Genomic DNA, 22,704 nt, shown 5'->3' with positions numbered 1-22,704 from the left:
GTGAGCGGAGCCACGGGCGCAGGCTCTACCGGAACATCCACCGGTACGGAAACCGAGGGCGGCCGTGGCCCCGCTCATGACTCGAAGGACTCGCACGAGTCTCATGGATCCCAGGGGGGAACTGTGACGGACACCCGAGGTCCGCAGGCACAGCAGTACGCGGCGGACGGTGGCGGTCCTCTGCCCGGAGAGAGGCAGCAGCCGCAACAATCGGCTCAGCCGTACCATCCGCCGGAGGCGTACCAGAACGCGCCGGCCGGAGCGGTGCGCAGGCCGCGCACCGGCGCACGCACCACCCCACGCACCCGCAAGGCCCGCCTGCGCGTGGCCAAGGCGGATCCGTGGTCGGTGATGAAGGTCAGCTTCCTGCTGTCCATCGCGCTGGGCATCTGCACGATCATCGCGGCCGCCGTGCTGTGGATGGTCATGGACGCCATGGGCGTCTTCTCCACGGTCGGCGGAACGATCTCCGAGGCCACGGGCTCGAACGAGTCCAACGGCTTCGACCTTCAGTCGTTCCTCTCGCTGCCGCGCGTGCTGATGTTCACGACGGTCATCGCGGTCATCGACGTCGTCCTGGCGACGGCGCTCGCGACGCTCGGCGCGTTCATCTACAACCTCTCCGCCGGCTTCGTCGGCGGCATCGAGCTCACGCTCGCCGAGGACGAGTGAGCGGCGCGTTTCCAGCCTGTACGGGGGCCTGAGGGCCGCCTGAGAGCTGATGCCCGGCGGGCCAGGACTATCGATTTTGGGACTGGCCCCCAGGTGCGCTAATCTTCAGAGGTCAGCGCGCGGGACACACACCGCAGAGCGCGGCGGGGCTATAGCTCAGTTGGTTAGAGCGCATCCCTGATAAGGATGAGGCCACAGGTTCAAATCCTGTTAGCCCCACATCATGAAGGCCCTCAAGTGGAAACGCTTGGGGGTCTTCTGCTGTGCGTACACCATGCGTGCATCGCGTATGTTCCCGTGCCCGGGCATGCCGAAAGGGCCCTCTCAGCCGAAAGTCATGGCTGGGGCCTCGTGTCTGCCTCTGTGCGGTTTTCTGCGCTTGTACTTGCTGCGCTGGTACTGCCTGCCTACTGACGCCTGTTGCCTGCGCCTGGGGCCTGTTGCCTTCATAGGCGGCCTATCAGGATGCCGCCCACTGGTTCGGCCGTGTACGAGATGCTGCGTCCCTGGACGGGGTCCATGGTCGCGCCGGGGCTCGTACGCCCCGTCTTGCCTGTGCGCCCTGTTTGTTGCCGTGCTGCGTCGCACTCAGGGCCTATTACCTGCTACTGACTAGCTGCTTACTACGTATGGCCTACTGCGGTGCTTCGGGTGCTACGGGTGTTGCTGTGTTGCGGTGCCACTGTTCTTACTGGTCCAGCTGTTCTTACTGTTCTTACTGGTCTGGCTGTTCTTGCGTGATGTCCTGCTGGTGAGCTGGACGGCTGGTTCCGACTACGGCTTTGCCGTGAGTGCTTCGGTCCGCAGTCCCGCGTCCCTGTCCGTCTGCTCACTCTGCCCGGTCTGCTCACCGTCGGACTGCTCGGTGTCGGTCGGCGCGCGGTGCCGGCAGCTGGGGGAGGAACCGTGGGCCTCGGCGCGGATGCGCTGCTTCATCGTCGGTGGCAGGGACCGCTTGAAGGTCCAGAAGGGAAGGGCCGACGCGGCGGCGGGGGCGCTCACCGCGGAGCTGCGGGCTCCCTCCGTCTGCTGTACGGGAGTGGCCGCGGCGGCCGGGGCGACGAGTCCGAGCGCCGAGAAGAGCGCGATGAAGGCAGAGATGACGATGGTCCACACCGTCATGACCCGGTTCTTGGTCATGGTGTCCCTCACTTTCAGGTTGGGCGATTTGCGTACTTTCCTCATGATGTGTACGCAGCGCCAAGAGTGCGGGACCGACGCTCGCGGCGCGTCGATCTTCAGATGAACACCACCCGGATGGGCGCAAGAGGTCCGATTCCTCCGCTGGGGAGGAGAATTCTCACCGTATGGGGAGAGTCGGGGGTGTTCTGTGGAGCGAGATCGTCCGCTTCTACTGCTGTGTTCCGGGCGGGAGTTGGGGGCGTATCCCAGGTCACCGATCGGTATCGGTCGGTGTGTATAGTCGGGCGGCAGAAGTCCCCTACGCCAAGGAAAGACGAGGTCGCGCGGTGAAGAAGCTTCTCCTGGTCGCACTGGCCGCCATCGGCGGGCTCCTCGTGTACCGCCAGATCCAGGCGGATCGCGCCGAGCAGGATCTGTGGACGGAGGCGACTGACTCCGTGCCCACGGGTTCGTGAGTATCGACAACAGTCTCTGCACAGGCCCCGGTCGCGAAAGCGGCCGGGGCTTTGTGCTGCCCGGGACCGCTCGGCTCGCCCTGTGGGCGGCGCGGGGCCACGGTATTCACGTATGCGACGCCACTTCTTGCAGCAGTGAATGAGTGGCGGGATTGCGGCGGACGGCGGACAGTACGCGGGCCGGAACGGCAGGATGGCCCTTCATGGGGAGACTCATGAGGAGGCTGGTGCAGGGATGGCGCGGCGCAGTGATACCGGCGGTCGCTGCCGGCGCGGGTCTGTGCGCGGTCCTTGCGCTGCCCGGCGCGGCGGTGGCGGCCGACGGGTCCGACCCGTACGTCTACGCCAAGGGCGCCCAGAAGATCCGCGGGACGCAGAACAGCACTGACGCGCCGCGGCTCAGTACGGGCAGGACGTATCGGAGTTCGCTCGGGAGCGGGGCGAGCGGCGCCGCGTACTACCGCGTCGAGCTGGACGGCGCGGCCAACGCCTACCTGTCGGTGGTCGCGGTCCCGTCACTGGCGCGCGACGTGAAGGTCGCCTACTCGGACGGCATCACCGTGACGCTCCAGGACCGTAGCGGCAACCGCTGTGACTCCGAGCGCGCGACGTTCCGCTCCGGTGCCTTTCCGCGGCCCCTCGCGGCCGTCGCGGAGCGTCTCGTACGGCCGGGAAGGATGCGATGCCAGTCGGCGGGGACGTACTACGTCGTAGTGGAACGCAAGGCGGACGCCGACTCGACGCACGAGGCGTGGGGGCTCGAACTGCGGGTGGCCACCGAGCCGGGGTTGGTGTCGGCGACTCCCGGCGAAGGGCCGAAGGCCTGGCCCTCCGCCTCTGTGCAGCCGCCGTCGGGAAAGGCCACGCGGCGCTCGGGAGGCACTGGTTTCAACGACGCGGTGGCGATGTCGGCAGGAGTGTGGAAAGACGGGATCCGGCCCGGCCAGAGCCACTTCTACCGGGTTCCGGTGAACTGGGGGCAGCAGCTCTTTCTCGATGCCGAGTTGGGCAGTTCGGCGGGGGACGGATCGCGACACGGATTCGTGACGGGCGCGCTCGACATGGAGCTGTACAACCCGGCACGGGCGTCGGTCGTGTCCAAGGAGGCGTCGTACACGGGCGATCCGACGTCCACCACGTTCGAACCGCTGCCGCCTGTGGCGTACGAGAACCGCTATCTGATGCGCGGCGACCAGGCGGCGATGCGGCTGGCCGGCTGGTACTACCTCAAAGTCACTCTCAATCCGGCGATGGCGGAGAAGTTCGGGGACAAGGAGTCGGGGCTGACGCTGCGTGTGACCCTCGACGGTGATGAGCGGCGGGCGCCCGACTACGTGCGGGACCCGGGGGACTTCCAGGTGACGGCCGAAGACCGGGAGGCCGCGGAGCAGGGGGAGGGCGGCGCCGTCTGGGAGGGACCGGGCGCGACCGACGGCGCCGACGGGGGAGGGCACGGGACAGAGTCCGCCGGTGCGGGTACCGGCGGGGCTTCCTCCGGTACCGGCGCGGCCGATTCGGGCTCGTCCTCTGCCTCCTCTGCCGCCTCGTCCACGTCGTCGGGAAACGGCCCGATGGTGCTGCTGGGTGTGGCCGGAATCAGTACGGGGAGCGCGCTGGTGCTGTGGCTCGGGGTGTGGCGGGTGGTGGCGGTGCGACGGGTGAGGAGCCGAGTGGGCTGAACGTGGCCTCGGTAATGCCTTCTTCCGGGGTTCGTCAGGGGCCTGTAACAGGGCTTTGTGATCTTTGAGGCAGTGGTTGCTGGTGTGATCAGATAGCAAATGCCCGGGGAACCCCCGGTGCGCACCAGTACTTCGTGCGGTCAAAACCCATGGCCGGACGGGGTGCGAGGCGTGTCACCTACGTCGTCCATCCCGGACTTGTGTCTTTGCGGTCCGGGACGGCGTGACGGAATCGCGTGGTGTCCCCGCGTCCGTCTCCAACCAGTGGTCGTGCGCCTTTTGGCGTGCGTGCCCACAGACGAAAGGGAGCGAAGAATGCGCAAGACCCTGAAGAAGGCCGCAGTTGTCGGCGCCACTGTCCTGGCATTCTCCGGTATAGCCGCCGGAGCGGCTCAGGCCGCGGCCCCGGTGCAGGGCGCGGACATCAAGGGAACCGGCACCCTTGACGACTGCACGAACTGGGGCAAGGCGTTGAAGGCCGACGGGGTAGTCGTGGACTGGGCCTGCATGGTGGGCTCCGAGCCCAACACGTACGAGCTGACGCCGTTCTACGCGAGCTGACCCTCGGCAGTAGATCCTCGGCAGCACCTGTCCGGTCCTTCGCAACGGGGCCTGCCTGCCCTGCCGTAGGCCAGGCGGCCGTCTCTCCTCGCCGTCACCCTCCAAGGTTCGGCCTCTCCGGCTCCCCCGGCGGAACGCGTCCGCCGGGGGAGCCGCTGTCTTTCCGTACCGTTCGTCGCGACTGTCCGTTGCGACTGTCCGTCACTACTTTCCGTGACAGATAGTGCGTTACGCCGGTGCGCCGCCTGCGACCAGCCGGGCCCGGCAGCTCAGGCCTGGGTCAGGGCCCAGATGCCCACGGCGAAGCACAGCACGGCTATGAACAGGACCGGGACCGCCACCTTCGGGGGTGGGCCAGGGCGGCGGCCGGAAATTTTTCGCCCCCGATGTGGAACCTCTCGACCGCGAGCGGTGTACAGAGAGTGACGGCCTTGCTGGTGCGTGACGGTGGCCATCGCGTGGGCCGGAAGAGAGGGCGGGGAGAGGGCATGGGCAACAGGGAGATGAGGGAGGGGCTGCGGTTCGAGCACCGGCGCAGGAGGTGGCTCCGCCGCCGGTGGCCGATGCCGCGGCGGCTCGGGCAGTGGGACCGCGGTGGAGGGGTGGGCCGAGGGCATCGGAGGCACCGATGGGGGCGGCGGGAGCCGATCGTCGACCGGGGTCGGCGTCGGGGTCGAGGCCGGATCCGGATTTGGATGGGGGGCTGGTGCTGGGGGCGGGAGGTGGAAGCTTCCCGTCTCCGACATCGAGGTGACGGTCGATTCCGAGGACGGATCCGAGGATGGCTCCAGAGGCGGATCCGAATCCAGGGATGGCTCCACGGACGGATCCGCGGGTGCTTCCAGGAATGGGTCCGCGGATGGCTGCAGGGCCGACTCGGAGGATGGCTCGTACGCCGACTCGCCGGTCGGCGCGGAGCTCGGCTCCACAGTTGGCCCGGAGTTCGGCCCGGAGTTCGGCCCGGAGTTCGGCTCCGAGGACGGCTCTGTGGACGAGTACGGGGCCGGCTCCGTGGACGACCTCGACGGGACTTCGTCATCCTGGAGGGGGACGGGCATGACCGGTGTCGTCGCGGTGGCGTGCAGCGGACGGGCCCTGCGGCCCCGGACGGCGGGACCACTCGGATCGAACCCCCGAGGCAGCGGCCCGAGTTGATCGAAGACCTCGATCAGCTCGTCGTCCGGTCCCGGCTCCGGCAACAGCTCCGCGGCGGAGAGAAGGGCCTTGCGCGCCCCGGTCGCGCTGCGGAAGCGGGCCTCGGGATCCGGCTGCAGCAGACCGGCCAGGACGCTCCACAGCGGACCGGGCACGCCCACCGGGGCACCCGGCGTCCCATACTCCGCGAAGTGCTCGATCAGAGCCTTCGCGTCCGGCTTGGCGCCCTCGAGGAGATAAAGCGCGACGAGACCCGCGGCAAAAAGGTCCGCGGGAAAATCCGGCTCGGCACCCATCGCCTGCTCGGGCGCGAAATAACCGGGCGTACCCACCACATAGTTGGTCTCCGTGAGGCGCGGCTCGCCCTTGCGCATCGCGATGCCGAAATCGGAGACACGCAGATGCGGCAGACCGGTACCGGTGGCCTCAAGAAGGATGTTGGCAGGCTTGATGTCCCGGTGCACCACGCCTTCGGCATGCACGGCGGCAAGCCCGGAGAGGAGCTGATCGAGCAGAACACAGACAAACGGCGGCGGCAGAGGACCGTAGTCGCCGATCAGGTGCGCCAGCGAGCCACCCGCGACCAGATCCATGGTGAACAGGACCTTGTCGTCGTCCGCGGCCCAACTCGCCGGGGCCAGGACATGTGGATGGTCGATGCGCACAGCTTGCTCACGCACGAAGCGCAGCAGCGTGTGGGCATCGCTCTGCTGCAGGACCTTGGCCGCCACATAGCGGCGGCGCCGGTGGTCCCAGGCCCGCCACACCGCGCCCACTCCCCCGCGGCCGATCGGGTCGGCCAGTTCGTACCGGCCGGCGAAGACCTCACCCATGGTCGTGCGTCGCTCCCCTCCCGGGCCCGCGATGCGGAAGGCCCCCACGGACACCGCGCAAGAATGCCCGGACCGCCCCGCGACCACCGCCGACGGTGGAGGTCACGAGGCCGGATCCAGTGCTGCGCCCGGACAGGGTCAGCTCTGGTGCGCCTGGTAGTGGGCAACCGCGTCGGAGGTACGCCCCGCGCCGTACACCCGGAGGAACTCTGCCAGTTCCGGGTGGGTGGGGGCGAGAGAGTCCGCGGCCTCGATGATGTCGCCGGCCGCCGAGACCGAGCGCAGCAGCGACTGGATCTCACGCACCACACGCTTCACGGTGGGCGCGCCCGAACCGGACGCCGTCTGACCGGTGTTGGTGAGGACCGAGCCGCCCTGCGACTTCCTGATCTCATCCATGCGCTCGGTGGCCTCGGCCGCGCTGACACTGCCGTCGGACACCTGACCCGCGAGATCCTGCAGAAGCTGCACGCGCTGCACCACCGCGGGATTGCCGATCTTCGCGCGCTGACCGCTCATCAGCTGGGACAACATGGGCGCGGACAGCCCAAGAACGCCCGCCAAGCGGGCCTGATTCAGGCCGAGATCCTCGATCAGCCGACGGAAGAGCGCCCCCAGCGGCTCCCCGTACCAGCTCCGCTGGAGCTCCCGGGCTCTTGCGGTAGCTTCCTGCTGTGCGGCGTCCATTGCGTCTCCCCATCGCTTCCCCAAATACGTTGCTTCGCTGCCGTGAAGCACGTGGGGGCATCTTACGGAGAGTGGTTGCCCGCCGGGACCCCCAATCCTTTTGCGAGATCCGGGGGGTGACCCGGTACTCTGGTCTGCGTGCTCGCCCGAGGCGTGAATCCTCAGGTGGCACGCACCCTTTTCGGGGCCTTAGCTCAGTTGGTAGAGCGCTGTCTTTGCATGGCAGATGTCAGGGGTTCGACTCCCCTAGGCTCCACAACCCGAAGCCCCTCCGCCCAGGATCTTCCCTGGTCGGAGGGGCTTCGTCGTACGTGAGGACGCGCTGCACGCAGCGGTCAGCGGCGCTCCTCCGGGTCCGCCTCCGCCTCGGCCTGCTTGGCCTGGACCTCCGGGTCGAGGACGTCCTGACCGGCGCCGTCGACCGAGGTCAGCGGCGCGGCAACCGGAACTTCGGTGGCGGCCGGGGGCTCCACCAGCCAGTCCGGGTTGGCCTGCTTGTCCCACCACTTCCACGCGACGAACGCGCCACCCGCCAGGACACCGAGCACAGCCAGGCCCTTGGCGAGACGACCGGCGCGAGCCCGGCGCTCGTGCTTGCGGACGAGCTTCTGGATCTCCTTGGGGGAGACCTGTCCGCGCAGTGCGGCGAGCGCGGCGACGCTGCGGGCCGTCGCCTCCTCGCGCACCGGCTGGGCCGCCGCCACAGCGTGCTCGATACGCGGCTTCGAGTACTCGGCAGCCTGACGGGCAGCCTGACGAGTACGGGTTGCCGCTTCCTGCGCGGCCTGGTCGACCTTCGGCGGGACATGAGTGCGTGCCTGCTCAAGACGCGGAGCCAGGTGAGCGCCGTACTGGGCGCGCGCCTGCTGGGCGGCCTGCGAGACCTTGGGGCCGAGCACGACGCGCGCTTCGTGCGCATATTGCGTCGCACGGTCCTTGGCCGTCTCGGCGTAGGGCGCCACCACGTCCGCGGCGTGCAGCACGCTGTCCTTCGCCGAGCCGGTCGCGGCGCGCATGCTGTCGATGCGGGTCACGGGATCCTCCTCCTCGGTGGCGTACAGGTGATTCACCTTTCCACCCTTTTGCGGATCATGCCTGCCAGAAGCATCAAATGCAGTGGTAAGGCTTGTTAGGACTAAGAAAGGAGCGGTAAGGGGCTTGGCGACGACAATGCCACGGATCGTGGCAGGGCGCGCCTCTCCGGTTACGAGTAGACCGGTTTTGGGTGACTGAAACCTCGGACGCCAACCTGAGCCGTGCGAGGATCGGCAGGGCACAGAAGACAACGGAAGGCGGATCGTGGCCGAGCAGCTGTACGCCACCCTCAAGACCAACCAGGGCGACATCGAGGTCAGGCTCCTGCCGAACCACGCGCCCAAGACGGTCAAGAACTTCGTGGAGCTCGCAAAGGGCGAGCGTGAATGGACCAACCCGGAGACCGGCGAGAAGTCCAAGGCACCGCTCTACGACGGCACGATCTTCCACCGGGTGATCAGCGGCTTCATGATCCAGGCCGGCGACCCGCTGGGCAACGGGACGGGCGGCCCGGGGTACCAGTTCGAGGACGAGTTCCACCCCGACCTGGCCTTCACCAAGCCGTACCTGCTGGCCATGGCCAACGCCGGGCCGGGGACGAACGGATCGCAGTTCTTCATCACCGTCTCGTCGACCGCCTGGCTGACCCGCAAGCACACCATCTTCGGCGAAGTCGTCGACGAGGCCGGCCAGAAGGTCGTCGACGCCATCGCCAACACGCAGACGAACCCGCGCACCGACCGCCCGGTCAACGACGTGATCATCGAATCGGTCGTCGTCGAGACCCGCTGACGCGAACACGGCTTCCCGCACGGCGTCGAACGCCCGCGTACGAGACCGGCTTCATCCGAGGGGACGACCGCCATGGACCAGGCGCCCGGCAGCCCGCAGGAACCCCAGGACGCCCAGGGCCTGTCCGGCTGCTACCGGCACCCGGACAGGCCGACCGGCGTCCTCTGCACCCGGTGCGAGCGGCCCATCTGCCCGGAGTGCATGGTCAGCGCCTCGGTCGGATTCCAGTGCCCGGAGTGCGTGCGCGGCGGTTCGGGCACCGGGCACGCGCCCGCCGCCAATCAGCCGCGCACCGTCGCCGGGGGGACGGTCGCCGCCGACCCGCGGCTGGTGACGAAAGTACTGATCGGGATCAACGTGGCCGTGTTCATCGCGGTCCACGCGAGCGACACCCTCATCAACCATCTGGTGCTGCTCGGGTCCTGGCCGCCGGCCCCCTTCGAGCCGCAGGAAGGCGTGGCGGCGGGCCAGTGGTACCGGCTGGTGACGTCGATGTTCACGCACACACAGGTGTGGCACATCGCATTCAACATGCTCAGCCTGTGGTGGCTCGGTGGACCTCTGGAAGCCGCTCTGGGCCGCGCCCGGTACCTGGCGCTCTTCCTCGTCTCCGGGCTGGCGGGCAGCGCTGCGGTGTACGCCTTCGGTGACCCTCACACGCAGACGTTGGGGGCTTCGGGCGCCGTCTACGGCCTGTTCGGTGCGACGGCCGTACTGATGCGCCGCCTCAACTACGATCTGCGCCCGATCATCGCGCTGTTCGTGATCAACATGATCTTCACGTTCACGTGGGCCGGTATCTCATGGCAGGCCCACGTCGGCGGCCTGGTCGGTGGCCTCGTCGTCGGGTACGCCATGGTTCACGCCCCGCGCGAGCGGCGCGCGCTGGTGCAGTACGGGGCCTGTGCCCTCGTTCTCGCGGCCGTGCTCGGCACCGTCCTGGTCAGGACCGCGCAGCTCACTTGAGCCCGGTCGCCCACCGATGGTGACCGACGTTGTCCACAGCGGGTGCCGGATCTTGTGCATGCTGTGGGGAACAACTGTGCCCCTCGTCGCTGAGCTGGGTTTTCCCAGCAAGGACAAGGGGCGAACAGATGGTCGAGGGTCACTTGGCCGGTCACACCGGCGTCAACACTCGTTGGGTTATCCACAGATCGTCCGATGTTTTCCCCATGTGGATAACTTGTGGATAACTCAGTGGATGGCTTGGGGCAGAGCCTGGGGTGCCGGGTGGGTCACTTCCACTGGGTGGAGACGCCGAAGCCGGCGGCGATGAAGCCGAAGCCCACGACGATGTTCCAGTTACCGAGGGCATCGATCGGCATCGAGCCGTCGGTCACGTAGAAGACCACGATCCAGGCGAGCCCGATGAGGAACATCGCGAGCATCACCGGGGCCACCCAGCCGCGGTTGGTCAGCTTGATATTGGCTGCCTGCTTCGACGCCGGCGGCGGCGTGTAGTCGGCCTTCTTGCGGATACGTGACTTCGGCACGAGGGTCTCTCCTGTCGATGCGCTGCGTGGCCGCGCAGGGGACGTTGGCTGGCTCCGGGAGCAGCGTACAAGGGGAACTTTGGAGGAATCCGAGCGCTCCCCCGGGCGTCCGTTAGCGTAGTGCTTCCGCGGCGTCTAAGGAGATAAGGGTACGTTGAGCAATTCTGCCGACCCTGACAAAGGGCCTGACAGCGGGCCCGCCCGCGGGCGCTTCCGGCCCGTGCGGCTGCTCACTGTGGGCGTTTTCGCCCTCGCCGGGCTCATCTTCTTCACCAGCTTCAATACGGCTAAGGGCACCAATATCCGTACGGATGCCTCCCTTTTGAAGCTCTCCGACCTGATTCAGGAGCGCAGCCACAAGAACAAGGGGCTGGAAGAGTCCAACAGCGGGGTGCGGGACGACGTCGAGGCGCTGGCCGAGCGGGACGACGGGTCCACGAAGGCCGAGGACGAGAAGCTGAACAGCCTGGAGAAGGCCTCCGGGACGAAGAAGCTCAAGGGCGAGGCCGTCTCCGTCACGCTCGACGACGCCCCGCCGAACGCCACGGCCAAGCTTCCCGGCTACCCGGAGCCCCAGCCGAACGACCTGGTCATCCACCAGCAGGACCTCCAGGCCGTGGTGAACGCGCTGTGGCACGGAGGCGCCAAGGGCATCAAGGTCATGGACCAGCGCCTCATCTCCACCTCCGCCGTGCGCTGCGTGGGCAACACCCTGATCCTGCAGGGTCGCGTCTACTCGCCTCCGTACAAGATCACCGCGGTCGGTGACCCGGAGAAGCTGAAGCAGGCGGTCGCGGTCTCCCCGGAGATCCAGAACTACATGCTCTACGTCAACGCGTACGGGCTCGGCTGGAAAGTCGAGGACGACGGGGCGGTGACTCTTCCCGCGTACTCGGGCACAGTGGATCTCCACTACGCGAAGCCGGTGCAGTAGGCCGTGCGGTAACACCCGAAACACCCGAGCCGGGGGAGGCCGTCGGTGTCGGTGCGAGTCGTCGTCAGGTCGCTGAGCGAGCTGTGCATCACCGTCGGCGCCGTCATCGTGCTGTTTGCGGTGTACGTGCTGTTCTGGACCGGCGTGAAGGCCGGCAGTGCGATGGACCGGCAGGTCGAGGATCTCCAGAACCAGTGGGCCAGGCGGCCGGTGGCCACCGCATCGCCTTCGTCCCCCTCGTCACCCCCGTCCGCGTATTCGCCACCTGAGCCGGCCGCGTACAAGGACGGCAAGCCGTTCGCTGTGATGTACATCCCGCGGCTTGGTTTCACGTGGAACAAGCCCGTGCTCGAGGACACGAAGGTCGAGACCTTGAAGAAGGGGCTCGGGCACTACGCGGGCACTGCCCAACTGGGGCAGAAGGGGAACTTCGCGGTCGCCGGGCATCGGCGTACGTACGGCGATCCGTTCAAGGACTTCCCGAAGCTGGGGCCGGGGGATGCCGTGGTGCTGACCGACGGGACGACCTGGTTCACGTACCGGATCGATACGAAGCCGTACAGGACGCTGCCCAGCGATGTCGCGGTCATCGACCCCGTGCCGCGCAAGTCCGGGTACGACGAGCCGGGCCGCTATCTGACCCTCACCACGTGCGAGCCGGAGTGGGGGCACAGCCACCGGCTGATCGTCTGGGCGCATTTGGATGCCACTCAGCCTGTGGAGGCCGGGAAACCGGAGGCCTTGCGCCGTTAGTCTGGTGCCGTACGGCGACGGCTGAGGCCGTGCGGTGATGGTGTTGCGGGACTGTCAAAGGGGAGCGACCGGCATGTACGGCTGGATCTGGCGGCATCTGCCGGGGAACGCGTGGCTGAGGGCTGCGATCTCGATCGTGCTGGCCCTCGCTGTTGTCTACGTCCTCTTCCAGTACGTCTTCCCGTGGGCCGAGCCGCTGCTGCCCTTCAACGATGTGACGGTGGACGGCCAGTGAGCACGCGTGAGATCCGAGATGCGCGCAAGACCCGCATTCTTGTGGTCGACAACTACGACAGCTTCGTCTTCAACCTCGTCCAGTACCTGTACCAGCTGGGTGCCGAGTGCGAGGTGCTGCGCAACGACGAGGTGAGCACGGCGCACGCGCAGGACGGGTTCGACGGCGTGCTGCTCAGTCCGGGGCCCGGCGCCCCCGAGCAGGCCGGTGTGTGCATCGAGATGGTGCGGCACTGCGCGGCGACCGGGGTGCCCGTCTTCGGCGTCTGCCTCGGTATGCAGTCGATGCAGGTGGCGTACGGCGGTGTGGTGGGCCGGGCGCCGGAGCTGCTGCACGGCAAGACATCGCTCGTACGGCATGGGGGCAGGGGCGTCTTCGCGGGCCTGCCGGACCCGTTCACGGCGACGCGGTACCACTCGCTGGCCGCGGAGCCCGGCACCGTTCCGGACGAGCTCGAGGTGACCGCGCGGACCGAGGACGGCATCGTGATGGGACTGCGCCATCGTGAACTGTCCGTCGAGGGCGTCCAGTTCCATCCGGAGTCCGTCCTCACCGAGCACGGACATCTGATGCTCGCGAACTGGCTCGCCGAGTGCGGTGACAAGGAGGCGGTGGGCCGGTCGGCCGGGCTCGCGCCGGTCGTGGGCAGGGCCTCGGCGTGACCGCGCTGCGCCCCGAGCAGGCCGGTGCCGGCGGGTTCGAGGAGGCCGTCGGGCGCCTCGACGACCCGCTGAACGACCCTCTGCCGGGGCAGCATCCGTCGCCGTGGTTCCGGGCGGAGGACGCGCAGCAGGAGGCGGAGGCGGGGTCTGGGAGGCCGGAGCAGGGGCGGCTGGAGCCGGAGCCGGAGTGGTACGACCCCGAGGGGTATGCGCAGGACTGGTACGGCGGGGCCCACGCGGCGGCGCAGGAGCCCGTGGCCCGGACCGTACGGGATGACGAGACTGTCGCTCTGCGGACTGCGGACACCCGGCGAATAGCGGGAGCCGGGGCCGAGCCCGAGCCCGACCCAGTGGCGGAGCGGGAGCCGGGGACGGCGTCAGGGGCGCCTGTCGTCACCGGTGGGCGGGCCGCGCGCAGGAAGGCCGCCAAGAAGGGCGGTGGCGGCAGACGGCGTGCGGCAGAGCCGCAGGAGGCCTCCGCGGAGGACGACGGCAAGCCGCTCACGCGGGTGGAGGCGCGGCGGGCGGCGCGGGCGGCCAAGCCCACGGCCGGGGTCGTCGTGAGCCGTGCGGTCGGTGAAGTCTTCATCAGCATCGGGGTGTTGATGCTGCTGTTCGTGACCTACCAGCTGTGGTGGTCGAACATACGGGCTCACAGCCTCGCGGGTAACGCCCGGCACCATCTCGAGGACGACTGGGCGAGTGGCAAGGGCAAGCCGGGTACGTTCGAGCCCGGGCAGGGCTTCGCGATTCTCTACATACCGAAGCTGGATGTCGTCGTGCCGATCGCGGAGGGCATCAGCAAGACGAAGGTGCTCGACAAGGGCATGGTCGGGCACTACGGCGAGGACAGCATTCCCACCGCGATGCCGGACGCGAAGACGGGAAACTTCGCGCTCGCGGGGCATCGCAACACGCACGGCGAGCCGTTCCGGTACATCAACCGTCTTCAGCCGGGCGATCCGATCGTGGTCGAGACGCAGGACAAGTACTACGTGTACAAGATGGCGAGTGCGCTGCCGCAGACGCCTCCGTCGAACACGGCGGTGATCAATCCGATCCCCGCGGGTTCCGGGTTCACGAAGGCGGGCCGCTACATCACGCTGACGACCTGCACTCCGGAATTCACCAGTACGTATCGAATGATCGTCTGGGGCAAGATGGTCGAGGAGCGGCCGCGCAGCAAGGGCAAGCCGGACGCGCTCGTCGGCTGAGCCGGCAGCGGCATGGGGCACATCGGCACAGGGACGGGGCAACAGGCAGTGGGAGCGACGACCGACCACGAGGAAGAGGCGGACACGAAGGCCGCTTCTCCTCCGCCGCGGCGCGGGCGTATCGCGATGGCTGTCAGTGTTTTCGGTGAGCTGCTCATCACCGCGGGCGTGCTGCTCGGCCTGTTCGTCGTCTACTCGCTGTGGTGGACGAATGTGGTGGCCGACCGCGCCGCGCACAAGCAGGGGGACAAGGTCCGCGACCATTGGTCCCAGGCCACCGGTCCGGGTGCTCTGGACACCAAGGACGGCATCGGCTTCCTGCATGTGCCGTCGATGAGCAAGGGCGAGGTCCTGGTCGAGAAGGGCACGTCGTCCAAGGTCCTCAACGACGGTGTCGCCGGCTACTACACGGATCCCGTGAAGGCGGCACTGCCGACCAGCGGCAAGGAGGGGAACTTCTCGCTGGCCGCGCACCGGGACGGGCACGGTGCCAAGTTCCACAACATCGACAAGATCAAAAAGGGCGACGCGATCGTCTACGAGTCCAAGGACAAGTGGTACGTCTACAAGGTCTACGACATTCTTCCGGAGACCTCGAAGTACAACGTGGACGTCTTGGGGAAGATCCCCAAGGAGTCGGGGAAGAAGAAGGCCGGTCACTACATCACGCTGACGACGTGCACGCCGGTTTATACGTCGCGGTACCGGTATGTGGTGTGGGGCGAACTGGAGCGGGTCGAGAAGGTCGACAGTGACAGGACACCGCCGAAGGAACTGCGGCAGTAGAGCTCGCTTTGATCGGCACTACGATAAATGGGGCCCGAAGCCGGAACTTTCCTTTACGGCTTCGGGCCCTTCGTTATTGGGTCAGGCCATGGGATCTGAGGCACCATACTTCCGCGCTGTTCGCGGCCGCCGAATCCGCCGAAGCCGCCGAATGCAACTCGCGTGGGAGGCGCTTCCAGGACCAGCGTGCAGATCAAGCGTGATCGTTGGTGTCCACTCGGTGAACTAGGGCCTTCTGACCGTGCGCAACGCTGGTGCCGCGCTCGTCCGAACGCCTCGGCGGGGCTCCCTGCTCCTTGCTTGCCGTATCCGCAGTTCGTGGCCTTGGCTTCGCCGACGTAGGCGAGGTTGTTCTTCACGATGAGGCCGGTCCGGTCCATGCAGGAGCCTGATCCGGAAACGTAGACAGGTCCGGCACAAGTGGTGTGGTTCACCGATTCCACCACTGTTCACAGGGTCGATATGCTGCGGGATTTCACGACGCTGTATCCGGAGCCGCAAGCTCTGTTGTACGCGGTGGCTGCAGAAGCTGAAGGGGCCGCGATAAGGCTGGCGCCTAAAATGGTGAGCGGTGATGGGCCCAGGGGCTGCGTATTTTTTGCGGGAGTTAATTTTGGCTTCTTCCGTGAGGTTTATTCGGGGCACTATGGGCCATCCCCTCCTCGGTTATTCTTGTTCGATATCAAGACCCTCAAGATCAATGAAATCCCCATAGCGTCATACGGGGCGCGTGTGGGGAGCGCAAGACAGGGCCCCGGCAGCCGTCTTGCGCTGCCGGGGCCCTGTCTTGTGGCGGGTTGGCGGGTCAGTTGTCGTTGCCGAAGCCGCCTCCGATGAAGCCGCCGTTGTCACCGCCGCCGTTGTTGCCGTTGCCCGGCGGTGTGGTGAGCAGGGTGACGGTGTCGCCCGGCTTCACAGTGCTGCCGGGAGTCGGCTGGCTCGTGACGACCGTGGCGTTCTCGTCGGAGGAGCCGGAGACCTGCACCTTCAGGCCCAGGCCGGTCAGTTGCTGTTGCGCGTCCTTGAGCTTCTTGCCCGCGACGTCCGCAGGAACCTGTACCTGTTGGGCTGCCTTCGCCACCTTCAGCTGGACCGTGGAGCCCGGGTCGGCCTCGGTGCCCGCGGTGAGGTTCTGGGAGAAGACCTTGCCGGCCTCGACGTCGGCGTTCTCCTCCTCGGTGCAGCTGGCCTTGAGGTTGTTGGCCTCGAGCTGGGAGGTGGCCTGCTCGCAGGTGAGGTTCTTGCCGCTGGAGACGTCGGGGACCCGGGAGGTCTCCTTCTCCGTGGCGACCGTCAGGGTGATCGCGGAGCCCTTTTCGATCTTGGTGTCGCCTTCGGGGTCCTGGTCGATGACCTTGCCGGCGGTCCGGTCGGACTCCTTGGTTTCCTTCTTGATGTTGGTGAAGCCCTTGTCGTTCAGCGTCGACACGGCTTCGTCGTAGGACAGGCCCTTGACGTCCGGGATGGCGACCTTCGGCGCCCCGGTCGACATGCGGACGGTGATCGTGTCGTTCTTGGCGATCTGGCCGTCCTTCGGGTCCTGCTCGCAGACGTGCTTGGCGGGCTGGTCGTCACAGGCCATGCTGTCGCCGCGGACGACCTTGAGGTCGACGTTCTCGGCCTTTTGCTGGGCGTCCTGGAACGTCTTGCCCACGAGGCTCGGCACGTCGATCTTGCCGTCGTCCGAATTGCCGCCGCTGGACACGTACTTCCCGATCAGGATCGCTCCGACCAGGACGAGGACGCCCGCGAGCACCAGCAGGATCGTCGACGTGCGGTTCTTGCCCTGCTTGCGGCGGTCGGGGCGGTCGTCGTAGCCGTAGCCGCCGTCGTCGGGGTTGACCGGGGGCAGCATCGACGTGGGTGCCGAGCCGTTCTGCGGGCGCAGCATCGCGGTCTGCTGGTCCCCGTAGTCACCGGACTGGCTGCCGTAGCCGACCGCGCCCATGGCGGCGGTGGCGGCGACGGGCTGGCCGTCGAGACAGGCTTCGATGTCGGCACGCATCTCGTCGGCCGACTGGTAGCGGTAGTCCGGGTCCTTGGTGAGGGCCTTGAGGACGATCGCGTCCATCTCGGGCGTGATCTCGGGGTCGAAGACGCTCGGTGCCTGGGCCTCTTCGCGTACGTGCTGGTACGCGACCGCGACCGGGGAGTCGCCGACGAACGGCGGCCGGACGGTGAGGAGTTCGTAGAGCAGGCAGCCCGTCGAGTACAGGTCGGAGCGGGCGTCGACCTGTTCGCCCTTGGCCTGCTCGGGGGAGAGGTACTGGGCGGTGCCGATGACGGCCGCGGTCTGCGTCATCGTCATGCCGGAGTCGCCCATGGCGCGGGCGATGCCGAAGTCCATGACCTTCACCTGGCCGGTGCGGGTCAGCATGACGTTGGCCGGCTTGATGTCGCGGTGGACGATGCCTGCCCGGTGCGAGTACTCCAGGGCCTGGAGGATGCCGACGGTCATCTCCATGGCGCGCTCCGGCAGCAGCTTGCGGCCGCTGTGCAGGAGTTCGCGCAGGGTGGAGCCGTCGACGTACTCCATCACGATGTACGGGATGGAGACCTGGTCGACGTAGTCCTCGCCCGTGTCGTACACCGCCACGATCGCGGGATGGTTGAGCGAGGCGGCCGACTGGGCCTCCCGGCGGAACCGGGCCTGGAACGACGGGTCGCGCGCGAGGTCCACCCGCAGCGTCTTCACCGCCACGGTGCGGCCGAGCCGGGTGTCATGCGCGAGGTAGACCTCCGCCATGCCACCACGGCCGAGCACCTGGCCCAGCTCGTACCGGCCGCCGAGGCGACGCGGCTCTTCCATGGTTACCTACCAGCCCTCTCCGTCGGTCCCGACCGTCCCGTGCGGGGTCGGGCGGTGTGCTGTCCGGGCATACCGTACCCGGCTTGCCCGACGTGACCTGGCCACCACCGTGACCCGTGACAGGACCGGTATCGCCACGTGCGTCTATGTGAAGAACGGGTGACCGGGCTCACAAGGAGGCGTGAACCTCGCGGTGGCCCCTGTCACGTGGGTCACCCCTTCTTGCCGATGACCGCTTCCATCACGCTCTTCGCGATCGGGGCGGCGAGGCCGCCACCGGAGATGTCCTGGCGGTCGGCGCTGCCGTCCTCGACGACCACGGCCACGGCGACCGGCGACCCGGAGTCCGTCTTGGCGTACGAGACGAACCAGGCGTACGGCTTCTCGCTGTTGTCGACGCCGTGCTGGGCGGTACCGGTCTTGCCACCGACGGTGACGCCGTTCATGTCGATCTTGGCGTTGCCGCCGGTGCCGCCCGGGTCGTTGACGACCGTCTCCATCATCGACTGGAGCTTCGTAGCGTTCTCCGAGGAGAGCGGGCGGCTCATCTCCTTGGGCTCCGTCTTCTCGATGGTGTCGAGGTTCGGGGCCTGGAGCTCGTCGACCATGTAGGGCTGCATGAGCTTGCCGTCGTTCGCGATCGCGGAGGCGACCATGGCCATCTGGAGCGGGGTGGCGGCGGTGTTGTACTGGCCGATGGAGGACAGGGCCGTCGACGACAAGTCCATCTTGGCGTCGAAGTTCGACGCGTTGGAGCGGACCGGGACGAACTGCTGCTCGTTGAAGCCGAACTTCTCGGCCTCCTTGACCATCTCGTCGGTGCCGAGGTCGGCGCCGATCTTGCCGAAGACGGTGTTGCAGGACACCTTCAGGGCGACCCGCAGCGTCGCGTTCTCACAAGGGATGTTGCCCTCGTTCGGCAACGGCTGCGTGGTGCCCGGCATCGTCCACGGCAACGGGGTCTCGGTCGCCTTGTCCGGGTCGTACTTACCGCTCTCCAGGGCGGCCGCGGCCGTGACCAGCTTGAACGTGGAGCCCGGCGGGTACGTCTCGCGCAGCGCCCGGTTGAGGAGCGGCTTGTCCTTGTCCTTGTCGAGCTTTTGGAACGTCTCGCTGTCCTTGGTGGAGTTGCCGGCGAAGATCGAGGGGTCGTAGGACGGCGTGGAGGCGAGCGCGAGGATCTTGCCGGTGGAGGGTTCGATGGCGGCGACGGCACCCTTGCCGCGGGTCTTCAGGCCGTCGTAGGCGGCCTTCTGCGCGGCGGCGTTGAGGGTGGTGGTGACGTTGCCGCCCTCCTTCTTCTTGCCGGTGATCATGTCGAGGGTGCGGCGGAAGAAGAGCCGGTCGTCGTTGCCGGTGAGGATGCCGTCCTCGATGGACTCGATCTGGGTGGCGCCGACGATCTGTGAGGCGTAGCCGGTGACGGGCGACCACATGGGCCCGTCCTTCCAGGTCCGCTTGTACTTCAGGTCGGTGCCGGAGGTCGCCTTGGAGCCGGTGACGGGCTTGCCGTCGACGATGATGTCGCCGCGCGGCTGGGCGTAGCGCTCGATGGTGACGCGGCGGTTCTTCTCGTTGGTCTGCAGGGAGTCGGCCTGGACGTACTGGATCCAGTTGTCGCGGATCAGCAGGGCGAGGACGAGCAGACCGCAGAAGATCGCGATGCGGCGCAGGGGCTTGTTCACGGTCGGACCACCTGGGTCATCTCGGCGTCGGGACTGGGTGCGGGCGAGGGCGCCGGGCGGCGGGCGGTGTCGCTGATGCGGATGAGGATGCCGATGAGTGCCCAGTTCGCGATGACGGAGGAGCCGCCGTAGGCGAGGAACGGCATGGTCATACCGGTCAGCGGGATGAGGCCCATGACGCCGCCGGCGACGACGAACACCTGGATGGCGAAGGCGCCGGCGAGGCCGACCGCGAGCAGCTTGCCGAAGGGGTCGCGGGCGGCGAGGGCGGTGCGTACGCCGCGCTCGACGATCAGTCCGTAGATGAGCAGGATGGCCATGACGCCGGCCAGGCCCATTTCCTCGCCGTAGGTGGCGAGGACGAAGTCGGAGTTGGCGGCGAAGCCGATCAGGTCGGAGTTGCCCTGGCCGAGGCCGGTGCCGAGGACGCCGCCGGAGCCGAACGCCATCAGGGACTGGGCGATCTGGTCGGAGCCGGTGGACTGGATGACCGCGTCGGAGAACGGGTTCAGCCAGGCGTCGACGCGCTCCTGGACGTGGGGTTCGAAGGTGGCGACGGTGACCGCGCCGACGGCGGACATCAGCAGGCCGAAGACGATCCAGCTGGTGCGCTCGGTGGCGACGTACAGCATGACGACGAACATGCCGAAGAACAGCAGCGATGTTCCGAGGTCGGTCTCGAAGACGAGGATCAGGATCGACATCGCCCAGACGACGATGATCGGGCCGAGGTCGCGTCCGCGGGGGAGGTACAGGCCCATGAAGCGGCGGCTGGCGAGGGCCAGCGCGTCCCGCTTCACCATCAGGTAGCCGGCGAAGAAGATCGCGATGACGATCTTGGCGAACTCGCCGGGCTGGATGGAGAAGCCGCCGATGTGGATCCAGATCTTGGCGCCGAAGACGTTCATGCCGAGGCCGGGCACGAGCGGGAGCAGCAGCAGGATGATGGAGCCGACCATCGAGATGTACGTGTAGCGCTGCAGGATGCGGTGGTCCTTGAGCAGCATCAGTACGCCGACGAACAGGGCGATGCCGATGGCCGAGTACATGAGCTGTTTGGGCGCCGATGGGCTGAATGCCCCGTATGCCAATTTGCCGAGGCGCTGCAGCCGTTCCGACTGGTCGAGCCGCCAGATGATGACGAGACCGAGGCCGTTGAGGAGCGTCGCCAGCGGCAGCAGCAGCGGGTCCGCGTACGCCGCGAACTTGCGTACGACGATGTGGGCGACGCCGGCGAGCAGGCCGAGGCCGAGGCCGTAGCCGAGCAGGCCTGCGGGGAGCTCGCCGTCGATGGCGAGGCCCACGTTGGCGTAGGCGAAGACGGGGATGACCACGGCGAACGCGAGGAGCGCCAGCTCGGTGTTGCGGCGGCTGGGTGCGCCGATCGCGCCGATGGTCGACGTATGGGTCGTGGAACTACTACTCATGGCGTGCTGTGGCCCCCAACGGCTTCTACTGCTGTGCGCACGCCTTGGCCAGCTGCTGCTCTTCCTCGGAAAGAGTGGGGCCAGGGGTGGGCGTGGGAGATGACGGTGACTTCGTCTTGCCGGACGGCGAGTTCGACGGGTTGGGCGTGGGTGTCTCGGCGCGGTACGACGTCTTGGTCGCGGTGCCGCCGCTGGTGGTGCCGCCGGCTTCGCCCTCGCCGGTCTTCGCGTTGTTCTTGTTCTCGGCCTGCTGCCGCTCGGCCTGCTTCTTGCAGGCGCCGGCCTGCGCGGACAGCTCGACGATCTTGTCCTGGGCTGCTGCCAGATCACCTTCGGCGATCGTCGCGTCGACCTGCTTCTTCTGGTACGGAGGCAGGTACTTGAGCTCGATCTCCGGGTGGTCCTTCTCGACCTTGGACAGACTCACCCAGGCGAGGTCCTGGTTGATGCCGCGGTAGAGCGCCACGTGCTCGTCGTTCGAACCGACGAAGTACTGGGTCTGCGTCCAGCGGTAACCGCCGTAGAGGCCGCCGCCGATGACGGCGAGCGCGAGCACGATGTAGACCGATCTCTTGAGCCACCTGCGGCCGCGGCGCGGCTTGACGAAGTCCTCGTCGGAGTACGCGCCGAAGCCCCCCTCGGGTGCGTAGCCGTCGGTGTCGCCGCTGCCGGGCGGGCCGAACTCGCCACCGCCGCCACTGCCGCCGGCCTGGCCGGGTACCGGGCGGCCCAGGTTGGAGGCGCGGCCCGCGGGGGTCTCCATGGCGCCGCCGTCGTGCAACTGGTGCTGGTTCTCGGCGACCGCGCCCACGATGACCGGGGCGTCGGACATCTGGCCGGCGAGGGTGTCGCCGCTGTCGATGTCGAGGACGTCGGCGACGATCACCGTGACGTTGTCGGGGCCGCCGCCGCGCAGGGCCAGCTGGATCAGGTCCTGGACCGTCTCCTGGGGGCCCTGGTAGCTGGCGAGCGTCTCCTCCATCGTCTGGTGCGAGACGACGCCGGACAGGCCGTCGGAGCAGATCAGGTACCGGTCGCCGGCCCGCACCTCACGGATGGAGAGGTCGGGCTCGACGTGGTCGCCGCTGCCCAGCGCGCGCATCAGCAGCGAGCGCTGCGGGTGCGTGGTGGCTTCCTCCTCGGTGATGCGGCCCTCGTCGACGAGGCGCTGCACCCACGTGTGGTCCTGGGTGATCTGCGTGAGCACGCCGTCGCGCAGCAGGTACGCGCGCGAGTCGCCGACGTGTACGAGACCGAGCCGCTGTCCGGTCCACAGGAGGGCGGTGAGGGTGGTCCCCATGCCTTCGAGCTGGGGGTCCTCCTCGACCATCATGCGGAGCTGGTCGTTGGCCCGCTGCACGGCGGTGCCGAGCGAGGTCAGGATGTCCGAACCCGGCACGTCGTCGTCGAGCGCGACGATGGTGGAGATCACCTCGGAGGAGGCCACCTCGCCGGCGGCCTGGCCCCCCATGCCGTCGGCGATCGCGAGGAGCCGTGGACCGGCGTAACCGGAGTCCTCGTTGCCCTCGCGGATCATGCCCTTGTGCGATCCGGCGGCGAAACGCAGTGACAGACTCATGCGCACCTGCCCCGTTGATTCTGACTCCGGGTACATCCGCACGGTGCCCACCCTCCGGTCGGGAGCGCGCCGGTGTCCTGTTCGTGGACCGCCGCGTCGGCTCGCTCGCTCCGCT

Annotated in this window: 21 protein-coding genes and 2 tRNA genes; 14 read left to right on the top strand and 9 right to left on the bottom strand. The window is 67.7% G+C overall.

Features of this window, described 5'->3' with window-relative positions; genetic code table 11:
* Together AB0J02_RS06890 and AB0J02_RS06885 are read left to right on the top strand one after the other, a co-directional pair.
* On the top strand, positions 1-672 hold the full coding sequence (locus AB0J02_RS06890) for a DUF3566 domain-containing protein (RefSeq protein ID WP_363192508.1): 672 nt from the start codon (positions 1-3) through the stop codon (positions 670-672).
* Positions 673-817: 145 nt separating this feature from the next.
* A tRNA-Ile gene (locus AB0J02_RS06885) sits at positions 818-891 on the top strand.
* A 555-nt stretch (positions 892-1,446) separates the two neighbouring features.
* Here AB0J02_RS06885 and AB0J02_RS06880 read toward each other — a convergent pair.
* The gene (locus tag AB0J02_RS06880) at positions 1,447-1,812 is read right to left on the bottom strand and encodes a DUF6344 domain-containing protein (protein WP_363192507.1); all 366 of its coding nucleotides are present in this window, start codon (positions 1,810-1,812) and stop codon (positions 1,447-1,449) included.
* Positions 1,813-2,141: 329 nt separating this feature from the next.
* Between AB0J02_RS06880 and AB0J02_RS06875 the strand changes: the two genes are divergently transcribed.
* From AB0J02_RS06875 to AB0J02_RS06865, 3 genes are all read left to right on the top strand, one after another.
* Positions 2,142-2,270: a DLW-39 family protein gene (locus tag AB0J02_RS06875; protein ID WP_003999697.1), complete on the top strand. Its 129-nt coding sequence runs from the start codon at positions 2,142-2,144 to the stop codon at positions 2,268-2,270.
* 215 nt (positions 2,271-2,485) lie between these two features.
* Entirely contained in the window at positions 2,486-3,949 is a 1,464-nt protein-coding gene (locus AB0J02_RS06870) for a hypothetical protein (protein WP_363192506.1), read from the top strand.
* Between the two features lie 315 nt (positions 3,950-4,264).
* On the top strand, positions 4,265-4,510 hold the full coding sequence (locus tag AB0J02_RS06865; RefSeq protein ID WP_363192505.1) for a hypothetical protein: 246 nt from the start codon (positions 4,265-4,267) through the stop codon (positions 4,508-4,510).
* 269 nt (positions 4,511-4,779) lie between these two features.
* On the opposite strand, the gene AB0J02_RS06860 is transcribed toward AB0J02_RS06865, so the two are convergent.
* Together AB0J02_RS06860 and AB0J02_RS06855 are read right to left on the bottom strand one after the other, a co-directional pair.
* Complete coding sequence (locus AB0J02_RS06860) at positions 4,780-6,498, bottom strand: serine/threonine-protein kinase (RefSeq protein WP_363192626.1); 1,719 nt, start codon at positions 6,496-6,498, stop codon at positions 4,780-4,782.
* A gap of 138 nt (positions 6,499-6,636) precedes the next feature.
* A complete protein-coding gene (locus AB0J02_RS06855) occupies positions 6,637-7,185 on the bottom strand; it encodes a DNA-binding protein (protein ID WP_363192504.1) in 549 nt (182 codons plus the stop codon).
* A 183-nt stretch (positions 7,186-7,368) separates the two neighbouring features.
* On the opposite strand from AB0J02_RS06855, the gene AB0J02_RS06850 reads away from it, so the two are divergent.
* Positions 7,369-7,441: transfer RNA gene (locus AB0J02_RS06850), tRNA-Ala, on the top strand.
* Positions 7,442-7,520: 79 nt separating this feature from the next.
* On the opposite strand, the gene AB0J02_RS06845 is transcribed toward AB0J02_RS06850, so the two are convergent.
* Positions 7,521-8,219 carry a DUF5324 family protein gene (locus AB0J02_RS06845; protein WP_363192625.1) on the bottom strand — a complete coding sequence of 233 codons (699 nt, stop codon included), beginning with the start codon at positions 8,217-8,219 and terminating at the stop codon, positions 7,521-7,523.
* Between the two features lie 265 nt (positions 8,220-8,484).
* On the opposite strand from AB0J02_RS06845, the gene AB0J02_RS06840 reads away from it, so the two are divergent.
* Both AB0J02_RS06840 and AB0J02_RS06835 read left to right on the top strand, forming a co-directional pair.
* Positions 8,485-9,012, top strand: coding sequence for a peptidylprolyl isomerase (locus tag AB0J02_RS06840; protein WP_363192503.1), 528 nt, complete (start codon positions 8,485-8,487; stop codon positions 9,010-9,012).
* Between the two features lie 72 nt (positions 9,013-9,084).
* The gene (locus AB0J02_RS06835) at positions 9,085-9,978 is read left to right on the top strand and encodes a rhomboid family intramembrane serine protease (RefSeq protein ID WP_363192502.1); all 894 of its coding nucleotides are present in this window, start codon (positions 9,085-9,087) and stop codon (positions 9,976-9,978) included.
* Positions 9,979-10,247: 269 nt separating this feature from the next.
* Here the strand turns inward: AB0J02_RS06835 and crgA are convergent, their stop codons facing one another.
* Positions 10,248-10,505, bottom strand: a complete 258-nt coding sequence (gene crgA, locus AB0J02_RS06830) for a cell division protein CrgA (protein ID WP_324774600.1) — start codon at positions 10,503-10,505, stop codon at positions 10,248-10,250.
* A 154-nt stretch (positions 10,506-10,659) separates the two neighbouring features.
* Between crgA and AB0J02_RS06825 the strand changes: the two genes are divergently transcribed.
* The 6 genes from AB0J02_RS06825 (at position 10,660) to AB0J02_RS06800 (ending at position 15,089) form a co-directional block, all read left to right on the top strand.
* Positions 10,660-11,439: a DUF881 domain-containing protein gene (locus AB0J02_RS06825; protein ID WP_363192501.1), complete on the top strand. Its 780-nt coding sequence runs from the start codon at positions 10,660-10,662 to the stop codon at positions 11,437-11,439.
* A gap of 51 nt (positions 11,440-11,490) precedes the next feature.
* Positions 11,491-12,192 carry a class E sortase gene (locus tag AB0J02_RS06820; RefSeq protein WP_363192624.1) on the top strand — a complete coding sequence of 234 codons (702 nt, stop codon included), beginning with the start codon at positions 11,491-11,493 and terminating at the stop codon, positions 12,190-12,192.
* 73 nt (positions 12,193-12,265) lie between these two features.
* Entirely contained in the window at positions 12,266-12,427 is a 162-nt protein-coding gene (locus tag AB0J02_RS06815; protein ID WP_324774593.1) for a hypothetical protein, read from the top strand.
* Positions 12,424-13,089 carry an aminodeoxychorismate/anthranilate synthase component II gene (locus AB0J02_RS06810; protein ID WP_363192500.1) on the top strand — a complete coding sequence of 222 codons (666 nt, stop codon included), beginning with the start codon at positions 12,424-12,426 and terminating at the stop codon, positions 13,087-13,089. The genes AB0J02_RS06815 and AB0J02_RS06810 overlap by 4 nt, the downstream gene beginning before the upstream one ends.
* Positions 13,086-14,303: a class E sortase gene (locus AB0J02_RS06805; RefSeq protein ID WP_363192499.1), complete on the top strand. Its 1,218-nt coding sequence runs from the start codon at positions 13,086-13,088 to the stop codon at positions 14,301-14,303. Before AB0J02_RS06810 ends, AB0J02_RS06805 begins: the two co-directional genes overlap by 4 nt.
* A gap of 126 nt (positions 14,304-14,429) precedes the next feature.
* Positions 14,430-15,089 carry a class E sortase gene (locus AB0J02_RS06800; protein WP_363192498.1) on the top strand — a complete coding sequence of 220 codons (660 nt, stop codon included), beginning with the start codon at positions 14,430-14,432 and terminating at the stop codon, positions 15,087-15,089.
* 805 nt (positions 15,090-15,894) lie between these two features.
* On the opposite strand, the gene pknB is transcribed toward AB0J02_RS06800, so the two are convergent.
* The 4 genes from pknB to AB0J02_RS06780 form a co-directional block, all read right to left on the bottom strand.
* Complete coding sequence (pknB, locus tag AB0J02_RS06795; protein ID WP_363192497.1) at positions 15,895-17,898, bottom strand: Stk1 family PASTA domain-containing Ser/Thr kinase; 2,004 nt, start codon at positions 17,896-17,898, stop codon at positions 15,895-15,897.
* 212 nt (positions 17,899-18,110) lie between these two features.
* Positions 18,111-19,583 carry a penicillin-binding transpeptidase domain-containing protein gene (locus tag AB0J02_RS06790; protein ID WP_363192496.1) on the bottom strand — a complete coding sequence of 491 codons (1,473 nt, stop codon included), beginning with the start codon at positions 19,581-19,583 and terminating at the stop codon, positions 18,111-18,113.
* The gene (locus tag AB0J02_RS06785; RefSeq protein ID WP_363192495.1) at positions 19,580-21,010 is read right to left on the bottom strand and encodes an FtsW/RodA/SpoVE family cell cycle protein; all 1,431 of its coding nucleotides are present in this window, start codon (positions 21,008-21,010) and stop codon (positions 19,580-19,582) included. The genes AB0J02_RS06790 and AB0J02_RS06785 overlap by 4 nt, the downstream gene beginning before the upstream one ends.
* 25 nt (positions 21,011-21,035) lie before the next feature.
* Entirely contained in the window at positions 21,036-22,589 is a 1,554-nt protein-coding gene (locus AB0J02_RS06780) for a Stp1/IreP family PP2C-type Ser/Thr phosphatase (protein ID WP_363192494.1), read from the bottom strand.
* Positions 22,590-22,704 lie beyond the last annotated feature (115 nt).

The organism is Streptomyces sp. NPDC050264, assembly GCF_040655895.1.
In the GTDB taxonomy this organism is placed as follows: Bacteria; Actinomycetota; Actinomycetes; order Streptomycetales; family Streptomycetaceae; genus Streptomyces.
The sequence above is the reverse complement of the archived record's forward strand: the minus strand, read 5'-3'. Positions and strand labels throughout refer to the sequence as shown.

Excerpts from the sequence above, each read along its gene's own strand:
- AB0J02_RS06880 (WP_363192507.1), bottom strand. The coding sequence starts at position 1,812 with ATGACCAAGAACCGGGTCATGACGGTGTGGACCATCGTCATCTCTGCC.
- AB0J02_RS06870 (WP_363192506.1), top strand. The coding sequence starts at position 2,486 with ATGAGGAGGCTGGTGCAGGGATGGCGCGGCGCAGTGATACCGGCGGTC.
- AB0J02_RS06865 (WP_363192505.1), top strand. The coding sequence starts at position 4,265 with ATGCGCAAGACCCTGAAGAAGGCCGCAGTTGTCGGCGCCACTGTCCTG.
- AB0J02_RS06860 (WP_363192626.1), bottom strand. The coding sequence starts at position 6,498 with ATGGGTGAGGTCTTCGCCGGCCGGTACGAACTGGCCGACCCGATCGGC.
- AB0J02_RS06855 (WP_363192504.1), bottom strand. The coding sequence starts at position 7,185 with ATGGACGCCGCACAGCAGGAAGCTACCGCAAGAGCCCGGGAGCTCCAG.
- AB0J02_RS06835 (WP_363192502.1), top strand. The coding sequence starts at position 9,085 with ATGGACCAGGCGCCCGGCAGCCCGCAGGAACCCCAGGACGCCCAGGGC.
- AB0J02_RS06815 (WP_324774593.1), top strand. The coding sequence starts at position 12,266 with ATGTACGGCTGGATCTGGCGGCATCTGCCGGGGAACGCGTGGCTGAGG.
- AB0J02_RS06800 (WP_363192498.1), top strand. The coding sequence starts at position 14,430 with ATGGCTGTCAGTGTTTTCGGTGAGCTGCTCATCACCGCGGGCGTGCTG.
- pknB (WP_363192497.1), bottom strand. The coding sequence starts at position 17,898 with ATGGAAGAGCCGCGTCGCCTCGGCGGCCGGTACGAGCTGGGCCAGGTG.
- AB0J02_RS06785 (WP_363192495.1), bottom strand. The coding sequence starts at position 21,010 with ATGAGTAGTAGTTCCACGACCCATACGTCGACCATCGGCGCGATCGGC.
- AB0J02_RS06780 (WP_363192494.1), bottom strand. The coding sequence starts at position 22,589 with ATGAGTCTGTCACTGCGTTTCGCCGCCGGATCGCACAAGGGCATGATC.